Consider the following 17,122-nt stretch of genomic DNA (forward strand, 5'->3'; position numbering starts at 1 on the left):
GTCCGACTTGCTTGGCGACGTTACCCGAGCCGTGGTCGGACTCCGAGTACCGCAGTGCCGACGCGCACATGTGTCGCACCGGCCGCCACGGCATCCTCAAGGTCCGCGCTCATGCCTGCTGACACCATGTTGGCAGCAGGATGGGTGGCGCGCAGGTCGGTTGAGATTTCCATGAGTCGTTCAAATGCGGCGAGTTGGCGCCCGGCATACGGTCCGATCAGCGGCGCGACCATCATCACACCGTCCAGGCGTAGCCCTTGGGCCTCCGCGATCGCCTCGGCGAGCGCCGGCACACCGCCCGGTGCCACCCCGCCCCGCTCGGCAGTACCCCGCCCCCCCAGCCCCGTCTCCGCGTCGAGCGCCACCTGGATCAGGCACCCCAGCTCGCGCTCGGCACGCACCGCCTCCTTGGAGAGCGCGGCGACGAGTCTGGCCCGGTCGACCGACTGAACAATTCCGGCATAACCGGCCACAGACCGCACCTTGTTGGTCTGTAGTTGTCCAACGAAGTGCCAAGTAAGCGGCAAATCAACGCAATCCACGGCCTTGGGCGCCGCCTCCTGGTCACGGTTCTCCGCGACCTGGCGCACCCCCAGTTCCGCGAGCAGTCGGACGTCGCTCGCGGGGTAGGTCTTGGTGACCACGATCAGTTCCACCCCGTCACGCGGCCGACCGGCCTTGGCGCAGGCGGCGGAGATACGATCCTCCACCCGCGCCAGGTTGTTCGCCAGCTGCGTTCTACGGTCGTCGTCGTCCGTCACCGCTCCGTCTCCCCCAGCCATACGTAACTCGCGAGCCGTCCGGTCGTGCGGTCGCGCCGATAAGAGAAGTGGTCCGCGGATTCGCGGGTACAGATGTGGGGATCGTCACCCATCTCCACGCCCGCCGCGGCGAGTTGGGCGCGCACCCCGGCGGTGACGTCCACCGCGGGGGTTCCCCAACTGGTCGTCGCATACGCCTCGGGCACCACCGCGGCGACGTCGGAGCGCATCGCCTCGGGCACCTCGTAACAGCGCCCGCAGATCGCGGGGCCGGTGCGGGCGAGGATCCGGGACGGCTCGGCGCCCCGTTCCACCATCGACGCGACGACCGCCGGCACCACCCCGGCGACCAGACCGGGCCGGCCGGCGTGCGCGGCGCCCACGACCCCCGCGACCGGATCGGCCAGCAGGACCGGGGTGCAGTCGGCGGTCAGAACGGCGAGCGCCAGACCGCGGCGGGTCGTCACCACCGCGTCCACGCATGGAATGTCGGCTTCGCCCCATGGCCCGTCGACCACCGCCACGTCCCGGCCGTGGACCTGGTTCATCCAGACCACCGCGGCCGGGTCGAGGCCGAGCTCCGCGGCCGCGCGGGCCCGGTTGGTGTGCACGGCCTGCGGGTCGTCGCCGACCGCACCGCCCAGGTTGAGCTGCTCATACGGAGCGGCGCTCACCCCGCCCCACCTGTCGGTGAAGGCGAAGTGCGCGCCGCTCTCGTGGTGCTGTTGCCCTATCACTTCGGTGCTTTACGTCACTTCAGGAAGTCGGGAACGTCCAGTTCCTCGGCCGCGGCGTCGGAGTACGACGGACGGGCCGGGGGAACCTGCGGAGCGCTCGCGGGGGACGTCGAGACCTCGCCCAGCGACGGGGAGGACTCGGCCGGGGCCGGCTCCTCGTCCCGTACCGGAACCGAACCGAGGCCGCCGAAGGACGAGGAGGTCCGCGGCTCCGGCGGGGCGGTCGAACGGCTCGGCGCCGGGGCGGGCTCCTCGCGCTTCGGGGAGGAGAGCGCGGACGCATCGCGACGGGCCGGCGGCTGGCCGCCGTCGAAGCCCGCGGCGATGACCGTCACCCGGACCTCGTCGCCCAGCGCGTCGTCGATGACCGCACCGAAGATGATGTTGGCTTCCGGGTGCGCCGCCTCGCTGACCAGCTGCGCGGCCTCGTTGATCTCGAAGAGACCGAGGTCGGAACCGCCGGAGATGGAGAGCAGCACCCCGCGGGCGCCGTCGATGGAGGCCTCGAGGAGCGGCGAGGAGATCGCCATCTCCGCGGCGGCCACCGCGCGGTCGTCGCCACGCGCCGAACCGATGCCCATGAGGGCCGAGCCGGCCTCCGACATCACGGACTTGACGTCGGCGAAGTCGAGGTTGATCAGGCCCGGGGTGGTGATCAGGTCGGTGATGCCCTGGACACCCGACAGCAGCACCTGGTCCGCGGACTTGAACGCGTCCAGCACGCTCACCTGGCGGTCCGAGATGGACAGCAGTCGGTCGTTGGGGATCACGATGAGGGTGTCGACCTCTTCGCGCAGCTGGGCGATGCCGTCCTCGGCCTGGTTGGCGCGACGGCGGCCCTCGAAGGTGAACGGCCGGGTGACCACACCGATCGTCAGGGCGCCCAGCGAGCGCGCGATGTTGGCGACGACGGGTGCGCCGCCGGTGCCGGTGCCGCCGCCCTCGCCCGCGGTCACGAAGACCATGTCGGCCCCCTTGAGGACCTCCTCGATCTCCTCGCGGTGGTCCTCGGCCGCCTTGCGCCCCACATCCGGGTTGGCGCCGGCGCCGAGGCCGCGGGTCATTTCGCGACCGACGTCGAGCTTGACGTCGGCGTCGCTCATCAGCAGCGCCTGCGCATCGGTGTTGATCGCGATGAACTCGACGCCCTTGAGCCCGACCTCGATCATCCGGTTGATGGCGTTCACGCCACCGCCGCCGATGCCGACGACCTTGATGACTGCGAGGTAGTTCTGCGGTGCTGCCACGTCGAAGGCCTCTCGCCTCGAGTTACGTGTCGTCGCCGCACTGTGCGTGTGGACGCCGACTGATGCCGATGGGACGGTCCGTATCGCCGACCCGAACCCTAACGTTGAAGTTTAGGGTTACGTGTGCCTGTGTTCCTCGGTTCCATAGTCCCTTTGGAACGAGACACTAAGTCGACAAGGCGCGCGCGTTCAACGAACACGCCGAACCTCCCGTTTTTCTTTTCACCCTATGTGATCACCCATAGTCGTAGCCATCCAGGGTGCTGGCCTGCGACTCCGTACGTCAACTCCCCGACGTTGCGGGGGCACTGGGGACGGACACGTCGAAGTGGCGCGCGTCACGTGCCGCTTTCAGCAGCGCGGTGAGCACCTTCGCCTTCTCGGCGCCCTGTTCGCGACTGCCCCAGGCGACCGTGCGTCCGTCGGCCAGTTCGAGGGTGATGGAGTCGTAGGACCGCACCCGGACTGCACGCAGGTCCTTGTGCACGGCCGCGGGCAGGTCCCGGGAGACCTCGACCCCGGCCCGTCGCAGACGCTCGATTCCGAACCGGCGCAGGCTCGGGGAGTCCGAAACGGCCATTTCCAGAAGCGAAATGCCCTTGGGGGCGGCGGCGACGGTGGCGAATCGGACGCCCTCGACGTCCACTTCGACGAACTTTCCGCCCTCTCGCATCACCAGTTCCGGCGTCCTTTCTGTCACTTTCAGACCGATCGTGTGCGGCCAGGACCGCTCGACGTCAACCGTCTTGATGCGCGACAACCGGGACTTCAGCCGCCGCGCCAGGGCATCGGTGTCCACCGAGACCAGGGGGGCGTGCAGCGGGGCGTGGGCCGCGGACACGACCTCGTGCGGGGTCAGCACGTCGGTGCCGGTGGCCTGGACACGCTCCACCCGAAGCCAGTTCGAGCCGTACAGGGCCCAGACGCCGAACCCGCCGAGCAGCACCGCGAGGACCGTGATGATGATCAGACCGCGGAGGCCCGGCGCGCGGAGGGGACCGCGCACCCACCGGAATCTTCGTCCGGCCGGCGCCTCGGCGGAGGGCGGGCCGGACGGTGACTTCTTTTCGCCGCGCCGGGCGGTCGTCGGTCCGGCCACGCTCCCTGCCTTCTCTCGTGCGCTACTTGTTCCGCTGCGCGATCGCCTCGTACACCATGCCGACCAACAGCTCGTCGGCGTCCCGGCGGCCGAACTCGGAGGCCGCGCGGGACATCTCGTACAGCCGGTGCGGATCCGAGAGGACCGGGAGCACATGGCCCTGCACCCAGTCCGGGGTCAGCTGGGCGTCGTCGACCAGCAGGCCCCCGCCGGCGTTGACCAGCGGCTGGGCGTTCAGCCGCTGCTCGCCGTTGCCGATGGGCAGCGGGACGAACGCGGCCGGGAGCCCGACGGCGGACAACTCGGCGACGGTCATCGCGCCCGCACGGCAGAGCATCATGTCGGCCGCGGCGTACGCGAGATCCATCCGGTCCACGTACGGTACCGGGACATAGGGGGGCATGCCCGGCATGTTGTCCACATGCGGCAATTCGTTCTTGGGGCCGACCGCGTGCAGCACCTGGATGCCGGCCCGCTGGAGGGCCGGAACGGCGGCCTGAATGACCTCGTTCAAGCGACGGGCGCCCTGGGAACCGCCGGACACCAGGAGGGTCGGCAGGTTGGGGTCGAGGCCGAACGCGGCGCGCGCCTCGGGGCGGACCGCGGCACGGTCGAGGGTGGCGATGGTGCGGCGCAGCGGAATGCCGACGTAGCGGGCGCCGCGCAGCTTGCTGTCGGGGGTGCTGACGGCGACGAACGTGGCGTACCGCGAGCCGATCTTGTTGGCCAGACCGGGGCGGGCGTTGGCCTCGTGGACGATGATCGGCACGCCGAGCCGCTTGGCGGCCAGGTAGCCGGGCAGCGCGACGTAGCCACCGAAGCCGACCACGCAGTCGGCCTTGGTGCGCTCCAGGATCTGCTCGGCGGCCTTGATGGTGCCACGCAGCCGCCCGGGGACGGTGATCAGTTCGGGCGTGGGCTTGCGCGGCAGCGGTACGGCCGGGATGAGGCCGAGCTCATAGCCGCGCTCGGGGACGAGCCGGGTCTCCAGGCCCTTCTCCGTGCCGAGTGCCGTGATCCCCACGGTGGGGTCCTGCCTCCGCAGTGCGTCCGCGAGGGCGAGCGCGGGCTCGATGTGGCCGGCGGTCCCCCCACCGGCGAGTACGACATGCACCGAAATTCACCGCTCTCCGGACGGCCGCTTCTTGACGCGCCGTCTCATCGTCTTCCATCTCACCCCAGCCGGTTTCCTACCGGAGACCGGCTTCCGCGCCGACCGGGCCGTCAACGCCGCCCGTGCGGCGGGCTCGTCACGCGCGAAGGCGATCAAGAGCCCGACGGCGAACATCGTCGGCAGCAGGGCGGAGCCTCCGTAGGAGAACAGCGGGAGCGGGACACCGGCGATCGGCAGCAGACCGAGCACCGCACCGATGTTGATCACGGCCTGGGCCGTGATCCAGGTGGTCACGCCTCCCGCGGCGTACCGTACGAAGGGGTCCTCCGTGCGTCCGGCCACGCGGATACCCGCATAGCCTAGAGCCGCGAACAGGGCGAGCACCGACAGCGTCCCCGCCAGACCCAGTTCCTCCCCGGTGATGGCGAAGATGAAGTCGGTGTGCGGTTCAGGGAGTTCACCCCATTTTTCCATACTCGCGCCGAGACCGGAACCGAAGAATCCGCCGGAGGCGAGGGCGTAGATCCCGTGCACGGCCTGCCAGCACTGATCACCGGGGCCGGGATCGGTCGCGCCGATGCAGGCCAGCCGGGACATGCGGTTGGCGCTGGTGCCGATCAACAGCGCGCCGAGCACCGCGGCGCTGCCCAGCACCCCCACGAACAGCCTGGTCGGCGCCCCGGCCAGCCACAACAGGCCGAAGAGGATCGCGGTGAGAATCGTTGCGGTGCCCATGTCACCGCCGAGCATGATCAGTCCGAGCAGCAGGAAGGCCATCGGGATCAAGGGCACCAGCAGGTGCTTCCACTGCGCCAGCAGCTTCTTGTCCTGCTTGCGGGCCAGCAGGTCCGCGCCCCACAGCACCAGCGCGAGCTTGGCGAACTCGCTCGGTTGCATCTGGAAAGGCCCACCGAGGTTGATCCAGTTCTGATTGCCGTTGACCGCGACCCCTATGTCCGGGATCTGCACCAAGGACATCAGCAGCACCGAGGCCGCGAGCAGCGGATAGGCCAGCGTGCGGTGCACACGCACCGACATCCGGGCGGCGAACAGCAGCAGCCCGCCCCCGAGAGCGGCGGCGAGCAGCTGTTTGCGGAAGAAGAACGTCGGGGCCAGGCCGGATTGCAGCGCCTTGATCTGGGACGCCGAGTAGACCATCACCAGCCCCAGGACCGTGATCAGCAGGCTGCCGCCGAGGATGAGGTAGTACGCGGTCAGCGGACGGTCCCAGGCCCGTCTCAGCCGGGTGTGCAGGCGCCGGGGCGCACCGCCCAGGGTGCGTCCACCGCGCGGCGGGCGCACCGAGGGCGTCCGGCGGGGCGGACGCGCCGCGGCGGCCGTGCCCTTTCCCGCCCGTGCGGAGGAACCACCACCCGCCCGAGCGGAAGAGTTCCCACCCGCCCGCGCAGCCGAGCTCCCACCCGCCCGCGCAGCCGAGCTCCCACCCGCCCGCCCTGTCTTCGCCGATCGGGCCGTCATCCTCGTCGTCCCTCCACAGGTGTGCTCGCCGTCGGGTCGCGGCGACAGCGGGGAGAAACCGGGCTAGTGATCCTGTGCGGTCAGGGCTCCGACCGCATCGGCGAAGGCGTCGCCCCGCTTGTTGTAATTGACGAACATGTCCATCGAGGCACAGGCCGGAGCCAGCAGAACCGTGTCGCCGGGCTCGGCCAGGCGGGTCGCTTCCCGGACCGCCTGAGGCATCGCCCCAGTGTCGGTCCGGTCAAGGTCGACCACCGGGACCTCGGGGGCGTGTCGCGCCAGGGCATCGCGAATCAGCGCCCGATCGGCGCCGATCAGCACCACCCCGCGCAGCCGGTCCGCCGACTTCCGCACCAGGTCGTCGAAGGTCGCGCCCTTGGCCAGCCCGCCGGCGATCCACACGATGTGCTCGTACGCCGCCAACGACGCCTCGGCGGCGTGGGTGTTGGTGGCCTTGGAGTCGTCGATGTACGTGACGCCGTCGACGTCCGCGACGTGCTGGATGCGGTGGGCGTCCGGGTGGAAGGCGCGCAGCCCGTCGCGCACGGCGGTCGGCGGCACCCCGAAGGCCCGGGCCAGCGCCGCCGCCGCGAGGGCGTTGGCGATGTTGTGCGGGGCCGCCGGCCGGACGTCGGAGACCTCGGCCAACTCCTGGGCCTGCTGGTGCCGGTTCTCGACGAAGGCGCGGTCGACGAGGATGCCGTCCACGACGCCCAGTTGGGACGGGCCCGGAGTGCCGAGGGTGAAGCCGATGGCCCGGCAGCCCTCCTCGACGTCGGCCGCCCGGACCAGGTCCTCGGTCGCCGGGTCGGCGACGTTGTAGACGCAGGCGACGGTGTTGCCCTCGTAGATGCGGCCCTTGTCGGCGGCGTACGCCTCCATGGAGCCGTGCCAGTCGAGGTGGTCGGGGGCGAGGTTCAGGACGGCCGCGGAGTGCGCCCGCACCGAGGGCGCCCAGTGCAGCTGGTAGCTGGAGAGCTCGACGGCGAGCACGTCATAGGGCCCGTACGACGCGCCGTCCTTGCGGCCCTCGCCGAGCACCACGTCGACGAGCGGGACGCCGATGTTGCCGACGGCGGCCGTGCGCAGACCTGCGGCCGTCAGGATCGACGCCAGCATCTGGACGGTGGTGGTCTTGCCGTTGGTGCCGGTGACCGCCAGCCAGGGGGCGGAGTCGGGGCCGCGCAGCCGCCAGGCCAGCTCGACGTCGCCCCACACCTCGATGCCCGCCTTCTCGGCCGCGAGGAACAGCGGGCTGGTCGGCTTCCATCCGGGGGTGGTGACGATCAGCTCGGTGCCCTCGGGGAGGGTGTCGCCGTCGCCCAGGCGGACGGTGACGCCCAGCGCCTCCAGCTCGGCGGCCTGCGCGCGCTCGCGCTCGCCGTCGCTGGAGTTGACGACGGTGACGTGCGCGCCGAGGCCGGCCAGGGCGCGGGCGGCGGGAACGCCGCTCACGCCGAGGCCGGCGACGGTGAGGTGTCGACCGGCGAACCCCTCGGGATGCCAGGTCGGGTCGTGCGTGGTCACTTCGCTGCCTGCCAGCCGCCGTAGAAGATGCCGAGTCCCACGATGACGCACATGCCCTGAATGATCCAGAACCGGACCACCACAAGGACTTCCGACCACCCCTTGAGTTCGAAGTGGTGTTGCAGCGGTGCCATCCGGAAGACCCGCTTGCCGGTGAGCCGGAAGGAACCGACCTGGATGACCACGGACATCGTGATCAGGACGAAGAGGCCGCCGAGGATGGCCAGCAGCAGCTCCGTGCGGGAGCAGATCGCCAGGCCCGCCAGCGCGCCGCCCAGGGCCAGCGAGCCGGTGTCGCCCATGAAGATCTTGGCGGGCGAGGTGTTCCACCACAGGAAGCCGAAGCAGGCGCCCATCAGGGCGGAGGCGACGACCGCGAGGTCGAGCGGGTCCCGGACCTCGTAACAGCCCGGTCCGGCGGTGATCTGGTTGGCGCAGGACTCCTGGTGCTGCCAGATGCCGATGAACGTGTACGCGCCGAAGACCATCACCGAGGCGCCGGTGGCCAGGCCGTCGAGGCCGTCGGTGAGGTTCACGCCGTTGGACATCGCCAGGATCATGAACAGCGCCCAGATGACGAAGATCACCGGGCCGATCTGCCAGCCGAAGTCCTGGGTGAAGGACAGCCGGTCCGAGGCCGGGGTCTGTCCGCGCATGTCGGCGAACTGGAGCGAGAGCACTGCGAAGGCGATGCCGACGATCAACTGGCCGGCCATCTTCGCCTTGGCCCGCAGGCCCAGCGAACGCTGCTTGACGATCTTGATGTAGTCGTCCAGGAAGCCGACCAGGCCCATCCCCGCGAAGAGGAAGAGCACCAGCACACCGGAGAAGGTCGGATCGCTGGAGGTGATCACCTTCGTCAGGGCGTACGCGATGATCGTGGCCAGGATGAAGGAGATACCGCCCATGGTGGGCGTGCCCTTCTTGCTGCCGTGGGTGCGCGGACCGTCATCGCGGATGAACTGCCCGTACCCCTTCTTGGCCAGCAGCTTGATCAGCAGCGGGGTGCCGATCAGGGTCAGGAAGAGCCCGATCATTCCGGAGAAGAGGATCTGCTTCATCGAGTTCATCGGGACGCGGCTCCACCCTCAGCGCCCATCAGGCCCCCGTCGTCCAGCAATGCTGCGGCGACCCGCTCCAGCCCCACCGACCTGGACGCCTTCACCAGTACGACGTCTCCCGGTCGCAGCTCGCTGCGCAACAGGTCGACCGCCGCCCGCGCGTCGGACACGTGCACCGACTCCTCACCCCACGAACCCTCGTTCTTGGCGCCCATGTCGAGCCAGGCCGCTTCCCTGCCGCCGACTGCCACGAGCTTGCTGACGTTGAGCCGGACGACCAACCGCCCGACCGCGTCGTGTTCGGCGAGTGACTCCTCACCGAGCTCGGCCATCTCACCGAGCACCGCCCACGTACGACCCCCCTTCGCCTTGCCGGCGGCGCCCATGGCGACCAGCGCCCGCAGCGCCGCTCGCATGGACTCGGGGTTCGCGTTGTAGGCGTCGTTGACGACCGTCACGCCATCCGCGCGCTCGGTGACCTCCATACGCCAGCGGGAGAGCGTGCCGGCTTCGGAGAGCGCGATGGCGATCTCGTCTACGGGCATGCCCAACTCATGGGCTACGGCGGCCGCGGCGAGCGCGTTCGACACGTGGTGCTCACCGTACAGCCGCATGGTCACATCGCTGCACCCGGAGGGTGTGCGAAGCGTGAAAGCGGGCTGTCCGAGGTCCGTGAGCCGGACATTCTCGGCACGTACCGCGGCGTCCTCGGCCTCACCGAACAGGACCGTGCGGGCCTTGGTGCGCGCGGCCATGGCGCGGACGTACGGGTCGTCGGCGTTGAGCACCGCGACCCCACCGTCCTCGGCCGTCGGCAGCGCCTCGACGAGTTCGCCCTTCGCCTCCGCGATCCGCTCGCGGCCGCCGAACTCGCCGATGTGCGCGCTGCCGACGTTGAGCACCACGCCGATCCGCGGCGGAGTCAGCTCGGCGAGGTAGCGGATGTGGCCGACGCCGCGCGCGCCCATCTCCAGCACCAGGTGCCGGGTGGTGTCGTCGGCGCGCAGCGCGGTCAGCGGCAGCCCGATCTCGTTGTTGAGGTTGCCCTCGGGCCAGACGGTCGGGCCGTGCCGTTGCAGCAGCTGGGCGATCAGGTCCTTGGTGCTGGTCTTGCCGGCCGAGCCGGTCAGGCCCACGACGGTGGTGCCCAGCCGCTCGACGACGGCACGGGCCAGCGCGCCGAGCGCGGCGGTGACGTCGTCGACGACGATCGCCGGAACGGGACGGCCCGCGGTGCCGACGGGACGGGCGGCCAGGACGGCCACCGCGCCCGCCTCGACGGCGCCCGCTGCGAAGTCGTGGCCGTCGACGCGTTCCCCGGCGAAGGCCACGAACAGGCCGCCGGGGCGTACCGCGCGGGAGTCCGCGACGACGGGCCCGGTGACCGTTCGGCCGGCGTCCGGTATGTCGTACTGCTGCCCGCCGACGATGCTCGCGATCTCGGCGAGGGACAGGGAGATCACAGGTCACCCCCGGTGCGGGCCGGGCAGTCGAGAAGGGCCCGAAGGGCTTCCACCGGAGGGTGGTGGGCGACGGGCGGGCGGAAGGATTGAGCGCGCATGGCGGTGTGTCATCCCTGGTGGTTCGGCTGCGGTGACTGCTGCGACTGCTGCGCTGCCATGGCGGACTCGATCGCCTCGCGCAGCACCTGGCGGTCGTCGAAGGGGCGGACCACTCCGGCGATGTCCTGACCCTGCTCGTGGCCCTTGCCCGCGACGATCACGGTGTCGCCGGGCCGGGCGCGGGCGACGGCGGCCGCGATGGCGGCGGCCCGCTCCTCCTCGACGAGCACCGTGCCGCGCTCGTGGATCGGCACCTCCGCGGCGCCCGCCAGCATGGTGGCGAGGATCGCGAGCGGGTCCTCGGTGCGCGGGTTGTCGGAGGTCAGGATGGCCGTGTCGGCGAGGCGGGCGACCGCGGCGCCCATGGGGGCGCGCTTGTGCGGGTCGCGGTCGCCGCCGCAGCCGAGCACGGCGTGCAGCTTGCCGTCGGTGACCTTGCGCAGGGCGCGCAGGACCGACTCGACGGCGTCGGTCTTGTGGGCGTAGTCGACCACCGCGAGGTACGGCTGGCCGGCGTCGACGCGCTCCAGCCGGCCGGGCACTCCGGGCACCGCGGCGACGCCGTCGGCCGCGGTCTGCGGGTCGACGCCGGCGACGACCAGCGAGACGATCGCGGCCAGCGCGTTGGCGACGTTGAACGGGCCGGCGATCGGGGATGCGGCGCGCAGGGTCTGGCCCTCCGGACCGTGCACGGTGAAGGTCGAGCCGAGCGCACCGACCTCGACGTCGGCGGCGCGCCAGTCCGCGTCCGGGTGGCCCTCGGCGGAGAAGGTGGTCACCGGGACCTCGGACTCGCCCGCGGCCAGCCGCCGCCCGTACTCGTCGTCGAGGTTCACCACGCCGGCCCGGCTGCGGGCCTTGGTGAACAGCTGCGACTTGGCCTGGAAGTAGTCCTCCATGCCGGAGTGGAACTCCATGTGCTCCGGGCTGAGGTTGTTGAAGATCGCGACGTCGAAGACGCAGCCGTCGACCCGGCCCAGGACCAAGGCGTGGCTGGAGACCTCCATGGCGAGGGCGCGGACGCCGCGCTCGCGCATCACCGCGAACAGCGCCTGGAGGTCGGTGGCCTCGGGGGTGGTGCGCTCGGACTTGATGCGCTCGTCGCCGATGCGGGTCTCGACCGTGCCGATCAGGCCCGTCAGGCCCCCGTCGGGTCGCCGGGCCGCGGCGGCGCGCAGTCCGCCCTCGATGAGGTAGGCGGTGGTGGTCTTGCCGGAGGTGCCGGTGATGCCGATCTGGAGCAGGTCCTCACCGGGTGCGCCGTAGATCGAGACGGCCAGGGCGCCCATCCGTGCCCGCGGGTTCTCGACGACCAGGACCGGCAGGCCGGTCGCGGCGGCCCGCTCGGCGCCCGAGGGGTCGGTCAGGATCGCCGCGGCGCCGAGGTCGGCGGCCTGGGCGACGAAGTCGGCGCCGTGCAGACGGGCGCCGGGCAGCGCGGCGTAGACGTCACCGGGCCGGACGGCCCGGGAGTCGTGGGTGATGCCGGTGACGGACACCTCGGCGACATCCGCAGGGGGTGCTGCGAGGGCCGGGGTGCCCAGCTGCTCGGCGAGGTCCGCCAGGGGGGTGGGGCGGACCTGCTCAGGGCGCGGCGCTCCGGGGTATTTGCCGGGGCCACCCTGCTCAGCGTGCTGGGCTTTCGGGGACTGATCAGCGTGTGACACGGCGGTGAGCGTACCGGTCCGATCGGTCCCGGGGCGAAGTGAGGGCCGTGGGGAGGTGCGGTCGCGCGGTTCCGGGGGGCCGTCGGGGGTGATGGTCGTCACGGCGGATTTGCCTCGATTTCATTGGCCTGGCGTGAAGGTGACCGGCAGCCGCGGGGGCTTGGCGCCGGTCGGCGGTACCTGGAGGGTCTTCAGCGCGAACGCCATGACCTGCTGGTAGATCGGGCCGCAGACCTGGCCGCCGAAGTAGCTGCCCCTGGTGGGATTCTGCACGGCGCAGTAGACCGTGATCCGGGGCCGGTCGGCGGGCGCGAAGCCGGCGAAGGAGGCGGTGTAGCCGTGGTACCTGCCGGTCTTGGGGTCCACCCGGTTGGAGGTGCCGGTCTTGCCGCCGACCCGGTAGCCGTCGATCTTCGCCTTCGCACCGGTGCCCTCCTCGTCGTCGACCACCGACTCCAGCATGGTGGCCAGCGTGCGCGCGGTCGCGGTGCTGACCACGCGCTGCCGGTCGGGCCGGGGCGCCGCGACGTAGTGGCCGTCGGGGCCGGTGGTGCCGCGGACCAGGGTGGGGGTGATGCGCTCGCCGCCGTTGGCGATCGTGGAGTAGACGGAGGCGGCCTGTACGGCGTTGAGGGACAGGCCTTGGCCGAACGGGATCGTGTACTGCTGCGAGGTGTTCCAGTGCTGCGGTGTGGCCAGGATGCCGGCGGTCTCCCCGGGGAAGCCCAGTCCGGTCGGCCGGCCGATGCCGAATCTGCGCAGGTAGGAGTAGAGGACCTGGTTGGCCTTGGGCTGGGTCGGGCCGAGCTGGCCGGTGGCGAGGATGGTGCCGATGTTGCTGGACTTGGCGAGCACGCCGTTGAGCGTCAGGTGCCAGGTCTTGTGGTCGACGTCGTCCGCGAAGAGCCGGTCCCCGCGGTGCAGGCGGTTGGGCACGGTGACCCGGGTGGCCGGCGTGGCCACGCCCTCCTCCAGGACCGCGGCCATCGACATCAGCTTGCTGGTGGACCCCGGCTCGTACGCGTCGGACAGCGCCGGGTTGCCCAGCGTCTCCGGGTCGGCCCGGGAGATGTCGTTGGGGTCGAACGCCGGCGCGTTGGCCAGCGCCAGGATCTCGCCGGTGCGGGTGTCCTGGACGACGACGTAGCCGCGGTCGGCCCCGGATTTGGCGACCTGCTTGGTGATGGCCTGCTGGGCCGCCCACTGGATGTCGCGGTCGAGGGTCAGCTCGACGTCGGTGCCGGGGACCGCGGGGAACTCGTGGGTGTCGGCGGTGGGCACCCGCCGGCCGCCGGACTGGGCGTAGACGAGCTTGCCGTCCTTGCCCGCGAGCTGCCTGTTCAGCAGCGCCTCCAGACCGCCGCGGCCCTTGCCCGCGCCGTTGACGAAGCCCAGGACGCCGGAGGCGAGGTTCTTGTTGGGGTAGATGCGCTTGCTGTGCTTGTCGGCGAAGATCCCGACCAGGACGTCGGGGCGGGGCGCGCTCTTGGGGGCGGCGGCGGCCCGGGCGTCGAGGGTCTTGCGGAGGTCCTTGATCCGCTTCCAGACCTGCGGGGTCTGCTGCCGGGCGAGCAGGACGTAGCGCACCGTGGGCTGGTCGAGCTTCCGGGCCAGGGTGGCCTCGTCCGCCTGGAGGATCGGCGCGAGCAGCGCGGCGGCCCGCCGCGGGGCGTCGCGGATCTTGGTCTTCTCGGGCGCCAGCAGGCTCGGGTCGGCGGTGATGTCGTAGGCGTCCACGGTGGTGGCCAGGTCCACGCCGTTGCGGTCGGTGATCGCACCGCGCTCGGCGGCCAGCGTGACCGGCACATACCGGTTCTCGTTGGCCTTGGCCGCGTACGCCCCGGCGTCCACCGCCTGCACCTGGAAGAGGCGTACGACGAAGACCAGCATGATCAGCGTCAGTCCGAGGGCGACCAGCCGCAGCCGGGGGCGCGGGCTGCCGAGCCGGAGCGCCGGGGGTCCGGAGCGGGGGCGCTGCGGGCGGGCCGAGCCCTGGGCGGGACGGCGGGCGGCGGGCCGGGCGGTGCCCTGCCGGGGCGCGGGGCGCTTGGCGGCGGCCGGGCGGCCGCTGCGGGGCGGGGCCTGGCCGGTGCGCCTGGCGGGGCGCGGTACCCGGCGGGGGTCCCTTGGGTCGGTCATACCGCGGTCACCTGCCGGAGGTCGTCGGGGCGGGGGCGGGCGCCGAGGGGGGCGCGGGGGCGCTGGTTTCCGACGGGGCGCGCGGTGCGGTGGGAGCCAGGGGGGCGGGGGCGGCGCCGGTGCCCTGGTCGGTGGTGGGGGCCGGTGGGGCGGGACGGTGGTGCGGGTCCGACGGGGCGGGTGGGCCCTGCGGGTCCGGCGCGGCGGACGCGGGCGGTGCCGGCGGCCGGGCGGACGGCGCGAGGAGCGCTGCGGCCGGCGGACCGGCGGGAGCGCTCAGCGCGACCGGTGGCCCGGAGGGCGAGGTCAGTGCGGTCAGGCCCAGGAGGGCGGACGCCGACGGTTTGACGGCGGTGCTCAGCGGTGCCCCCTGCGACGTGGCCACGCCCGGCTTGCCGAGCACCCGCCCGTCGGGGAGCAGGAACGCCGGGGAGCCACCGGGGACCATCCCCAGCTCGCGGGCCCGGCGCTCCAGCGCACCGGGTGCGGAGTAGGCGTCCACCTCCTGCTGCAACGCCTGCTGCTCCTCCGTCAGCTCGTCGGTCTTCTTCTCCAGCGTGCTGAGCTCGAACGACCCTTGGTTGAGGGCGGAGTTGAGCAACAGCAGGCTGATCAGTCCGGAGCCGAGCAGGACGACGACGAGGAGGACGAAGGGGGTGCGCGCCGCGGTGCCGGGGGCGGCGGGGGAGGGAAACAGCCCGGAGAGTCGTTTCTGCCTGCCGCGCGGGCGCCGCCCCTGGCCTCTCACGCGGTGTCCACGGCGTTCTCGACCTTGGCGCGGATGCGCTCGGCGCCGCGCAGCCGGGCGGGGGCGGCGCGGCGGTTCTCGGCGATCTCCTCCTCCGTGGGCAGCTCGGCGCCACGGGTCAGCAGCTTCAGGCGGGGCTGGTAGCGCTCGGGCACGACCGGCAGCCCGGGCGGCGCCGTGCTGCTCGCGCCGGCCGCGAAGACCTGCTTGACCAGGCGGTCCTCCAGCGAGTGGTAGGCGAGCACGGCGATCCGGCCGCCCACCGCAAGCGCGTCGACGGCGGCCGGGATGGCGCGCTCCACGCTCGCCAGCTCCCCGTTGACCTCGATGCGCAGGGCCTGGAACGTGCGCTTGGCGGGGTTGCCGCCGGTGCGCTTGGCGGCCTGCGGCAGCGCGTCCCGGATCAGCTCCACGAGGCGGGCGCTGTTCGTGAACGGCTCCTTGGCGCGCTCGCGCACCACGGCCGCAACGATCCGCTTGGCCTGCTTCTCCTCCCCGTAGGAGCGCAGGATCCGGACCAGCTCACCGGGCGGGTAGGTGTTGAGGACCTCGGCCGCGCTGATGCCGGTCGTCTGGTCCATCCGCATGTCCAGCGGGGCGTCCTGGGCGTACGCGAAGCCGCGGTCGGCCTCGTCGAGCTGCATGGAGGAGACCCCGAGGTCGAACAGCACGCCCTGGACCCGCGGGATGCCCAGCCGGTCGAGGACCTCGGGGAGCTCGTCGTAGACGGCGTGCACCAGGGTGGCGCGCTCGCCGTACGGCGCGAGCCGCTCCCCCGCGAGCTTCAGCGCGGCCGGGTCGCGGTCGAGCGCGACCAGCCGGACCGACGGGAACGTGGAGAGCAGCGCCTCGCTGTGGCCACCGAGGCCGAGCGTGCAGTCGACGACGACCGCACCGGGCTCGGTGAGCGCGGGGGCGAGCATGTCCAGACACTGCTGGAGCATGACGGGTACGTGGCGGGTGTTGCTGCTCATGCGCCTTCCGATGGTGGACGGCAGGGGGGTCCCCGGCCGCTGGCTGGGGGACGCCGCACGTACCGCTGGGTCCCCGCCCGCTCTGAAGGGGAAGTGGCCCTCCGGCGACGGGGAAGTGCCGTCGGAGACCCAAGGGAGCGGGAGGAGGCCGAGCCGTACGTGCGCTTCGCGCACGCGAGGAGTTCGGTATCCAAGGAGAGCGTCACGCCTCCCACTTCGCGCCACTTTAGTCCACCGGCTGCCCCGGTCAATCAACTGGTCGCGCGCGTCCCGCGACGGCTTTCCGGAGGCCTCGGAGACCGGCTTCTCACCCGTACGGCGGGGCACGGGCGGCCTGTGCAATACCTCACAAGGAGTGACGTTGCCCCCTATGCCCGGCCTCTCATGCGGCTGAAAGAGGCCATGACGATTACCGTGAATGCATGCCCATACCTGCGTCGCAGCCGCTGCCCCCGTCCGCCGACAGCGCCGCCGTCCCTACCGGTGGCACGGTCACCGACCGCCTCGTCGAGGCGAACCGGCGCTATGCCGCCGCCTTCACCGACCCCGGCATGGACGCCCGGCCGGTCCTCAAGGTCGCCGTCGTGGCCTGTATGGACGCCCGCCTCGACCTGCATGCCGCCCTCGGCCTCGAACTCGGCGACTGCCACACCATCCGCAACGCCGGGGGTGTGGTCACCGACGACATCATCCGCTCCCTGACGATCAGCCAGCGCGCACTCGGCACCCGTTCCGTCGTCCTCATCCACCACACCGGATGCGGTCTGCTCAGCCTGACCGAGGACTTCCGCCACGAGCTGGCGGCCGAGGTCGGCCAGCGCCCGACCTGGGCCGTCGAGGCGTTCAAGGACCTCGACGAGGACGTCCGGCAGTCCATGCAGCGGGTGCGCACCTCGCCCTTCCTGCCGCACACCGACGACGTCCGCGGCTTTGTGTTCGACGTCAAGACGGGCCTGCTGCGGGAGATCGACCCGCAGTCCTGACCGGCGGGGCCGGTCCGGCCGGTG

At 71.8% G+C, this 17,122-nt stretch carries 14 protein-coding genes; 1 reads left to right on the forward strand and 13 read right to left on the reverse strand.

Annotation, left to right across the window (positions count from 1 at the left end; genetic code table 11):
* Nucleotides 1-20: 20 nt before the first annotated feature.
* The 13 genes from AB0C96_RS33560 to rsmH form a co-directional block, all read right to left on the reverse strand.
* On the reverse strand, nucleotides 21-761 hold the full coding sequence (locus tag AB0C96_RS33560; RefSeq protein WP_362922752.1) for a YggS family pyridoxal phosphate-dependent enzyme: 741 nt from the start codon (nucleotides 759-761) through the stop codon (nucleotides 21-23).
* Nucleotides 758-1,498: a peptidoglycan editing factor PgeF gene (pgeF, locus tag AB0C96_RS33565; protein WP_362922754.1), complete on the reverse strand. Its 741-nt coding sequence runs from the start codon at nucleotides 1,496-1,498 to the stop codon at nucleotides 758-760. Before pgeF ends, AB0C96_RS33560 begins: the two co-directional genes overlap by 4 nt.
* Nucleotides 1,499-1,512: 14 nt before the next feature.
* A complete protein-coding gene (gene ftsZ, locus AB0C96_RS33570; protein WP_362922756.1) occupies nucleotides 1,513-2,745 on the reverse strand; it encodes a cell division protein FtsZ in 1,233 nt (410 codons plus the stop codon).
* A gap of 283 nt (nucleotides 2,746-3,028) precedes the next feature.
* On the reverse strand, nucleotides 3,029-3,844 hold the full coding sequence (locus AB0C96_RS33575) for an FtsQ-type POTRA domain-containing protein (RefSeq protein ID WP_362922757.1): 816 nt from the start codon (nucleotides 3,842-3,844) through the stop codon (nucleotides 3,029-3,031).
* Between the two features lie 22 nt (nucleotides 3,845-3,866).
* Nucleotides 3,867-4,958, reverse strand: coding sequence for an undecaprenyldiphospho-muramoylpentapeptide beta-N-acetylglucosaminyltransferase (gene murG / locus AB0C96_RS33580; protein ID WP_362922759.1), 1,092 nt, complete (start codon nucleotides 4,956-4,958; stop codon nucleotides 3,867-3,869).
* Between the two features lie 6 nt (nucleotides 4,959-4,964).
* Complete coding sequence (gene ftsW, locus AB0C96_RS33585) at nucleotides 4,965-6,437, reverse strand: putative lipid II flippase FtsW (protein ID WP_362922761.1); 1,473 nt, start codon at nucleotides 6,435-6,437, stop codon at nucleotides 4,965-4,967.
* 63 nt (nucleotides 6,438-6,500) lie between these two features.
* Complete coding sequence (gene murD / locus AB0C96_RS33590; protein ID WP_362922763.1) at nucleotides 6,501-7,964, reverse strand: UDP-N-acetylmuramoyl-L-alanine--D-glutamate ligase; 1,464 nt, start codon at nucleotides 7,962-7,964, stop codon at nucleotides 6,501-6,503.
* On the reverse strand, nucleotides 7,961-9,025 hold the full coding sequence (gene mraY, locus AB0C96_RS33595; protein ID WP_362922817.1) for a phospho-N-acetylmuramoyl-pentapeptide-transferase: 1,065 nt from the start codon (nucleotides 9,023-9,025) through the stop codon (nucleotides 7,961-7,963). The genes murD and mraY overlap by 4 nt, the downstream gene beginning before the upstream one ends.
* A 5-nt stretch (nucleotides 9,026-9,030) precedes the next feature.
* Nucleotides 9,031-10,488: a UDP-N-acetylmuramoyl-tripeptide--D-alanyl-D-alanine ligase gene (murF, locus tag AB0C96_RS33600; RefSeq protein ID WP_362922765.1), complete on the reverse strand. Its 1,458-nt coding sequence runs from the start codon at nucleotides 10,486-10,488 to the stop codon at nucleotides 9,031-9,033.
* Between the two features lie 107 nt (nucleotides 10,489-10,595).
* Nucleotides 10,596-12,356 (reverse strand): UDP-N-acetylmuramoyl-L-alanyl-D-glutamate--2,6-diaminopimelate ligase, encoded by a 1,761-nt coding sequence (locus AB0C96_RS33605; RefSeq protein ID WP_362922767.1) that lies wholly within the window; start codon nucleotides 12,354-12,356, stop codon nucleotides 10,596-10,598.
* An 18-nt stretch (nucleotides 12,357-12,374) separates the two neighbouring features.
* Nucleotides 12,375-14,393: a penicillin-binding protein 2 gene (locus AB0C96_RS33610; RefSeq protein ID WP_362922769.1), complete on the reverse strand. Its 2,019-nt coding sequence runs from the start codon at nucleotides 14,391-14,393 to the stop codon at nucleotides 12,375-12,377.
* A 7-nt stretch (nucleotides 14,394-14,400) separates the two neighbouring features.
* Nucleotides 14,401-15,141 carry a septum formation initiator family protein gene (locus AB0C96_RS33615; protein ID WP_362922771.1) on the reverse strand — a complete coding sequence of 247 codons (741 nt, stop codon included), beginning with the start codon at nucleotides 15,139-15,141 and terminating at the stop codon, nucleotides 14,401-14,403.
* Nucleotides 15,138-16,115: a 16S rRNA (cytosine(1402)-N(4))-methyltransferase RsmH gene (gene rsmH, locus AB0C96_RS33620; protein WP_362922773.1), complete on the reverse strand. Its 978-nt coding sequence runs from the start codon at nucleotides 16,113-16,115 to the stop codon at nucleotides 15,138-15,140. The genes AB0C96_RS33615 and rsmH overlap by 4 nt, the downstream gene beginning before the upstream one ends.
* A gap of 422 nt (nucleotides 16,116-16,537) precedes the next feature.
* Here rsmH and AB0C96_RS33625 point away from each other — a divergent pair, with 422 nt between their 5' ends.
* Nucleotides 16,538-17,098, forward strand: a complete 561-nt coding sequence (locus AB0C96_RS33625; RefSeq protein ID WP_362922775.1) for a carbonic anhydrase — start codon at nucleotides 16,538-16,540, stop codon at nucleotides 17,096-17,098.
* Nucleotides 17,099-17,122 lie beyond the last annotated feature (24 nt).

The organism is Streptomyces sp. NPDC048506 (assembly GCF_040651315.1).
Taxonomy (GTDB): Bacteria; Actinomycetota; Actinomycetes; order Streptomycetales; family Streptomycetaceae; genus Streptomyces.

Excerpts from the sequence above, each read along its gene's own strand:
- ftsW (WP_362922761.1), bottom strand. The coding sequence starts at position 6,437 with ATGACGGCCCGATCGGCGAAGACAGGGCGGGCGGGTGGGAGCTCGGCT.
- mraY (WP_362922817.1), bottom strand. The coding sequence starts at position 9,025 with ATGAAGCAGATCCTCTTCTCCGGAATGATCGGGCTCTTCCTGACCCTG.
- AB0C96_RS33610 (WP_362922769.1), bottom strand. The coding sequence starts at position 14,393 with ATGACCGACCCAAGGGACCCCCGCCGGGTACCGCGCCCCGCCAGGCGC.
- rsmH (WP_362922773.1), bottom strand. The coding sequence starts at position 16,115 with ATGAGCAGCAACACCCGCCACGTACCCGTCATGCTCCAGCAGTGTCTG.
- AB0C96_RS33625 (WP_362922775.1), top strand. The coding sequence starts at position 16,538 with ATGCCCATACCTGCGTCGCAGCCGCTGCCCCCGTCCGCCGACAGCGCC.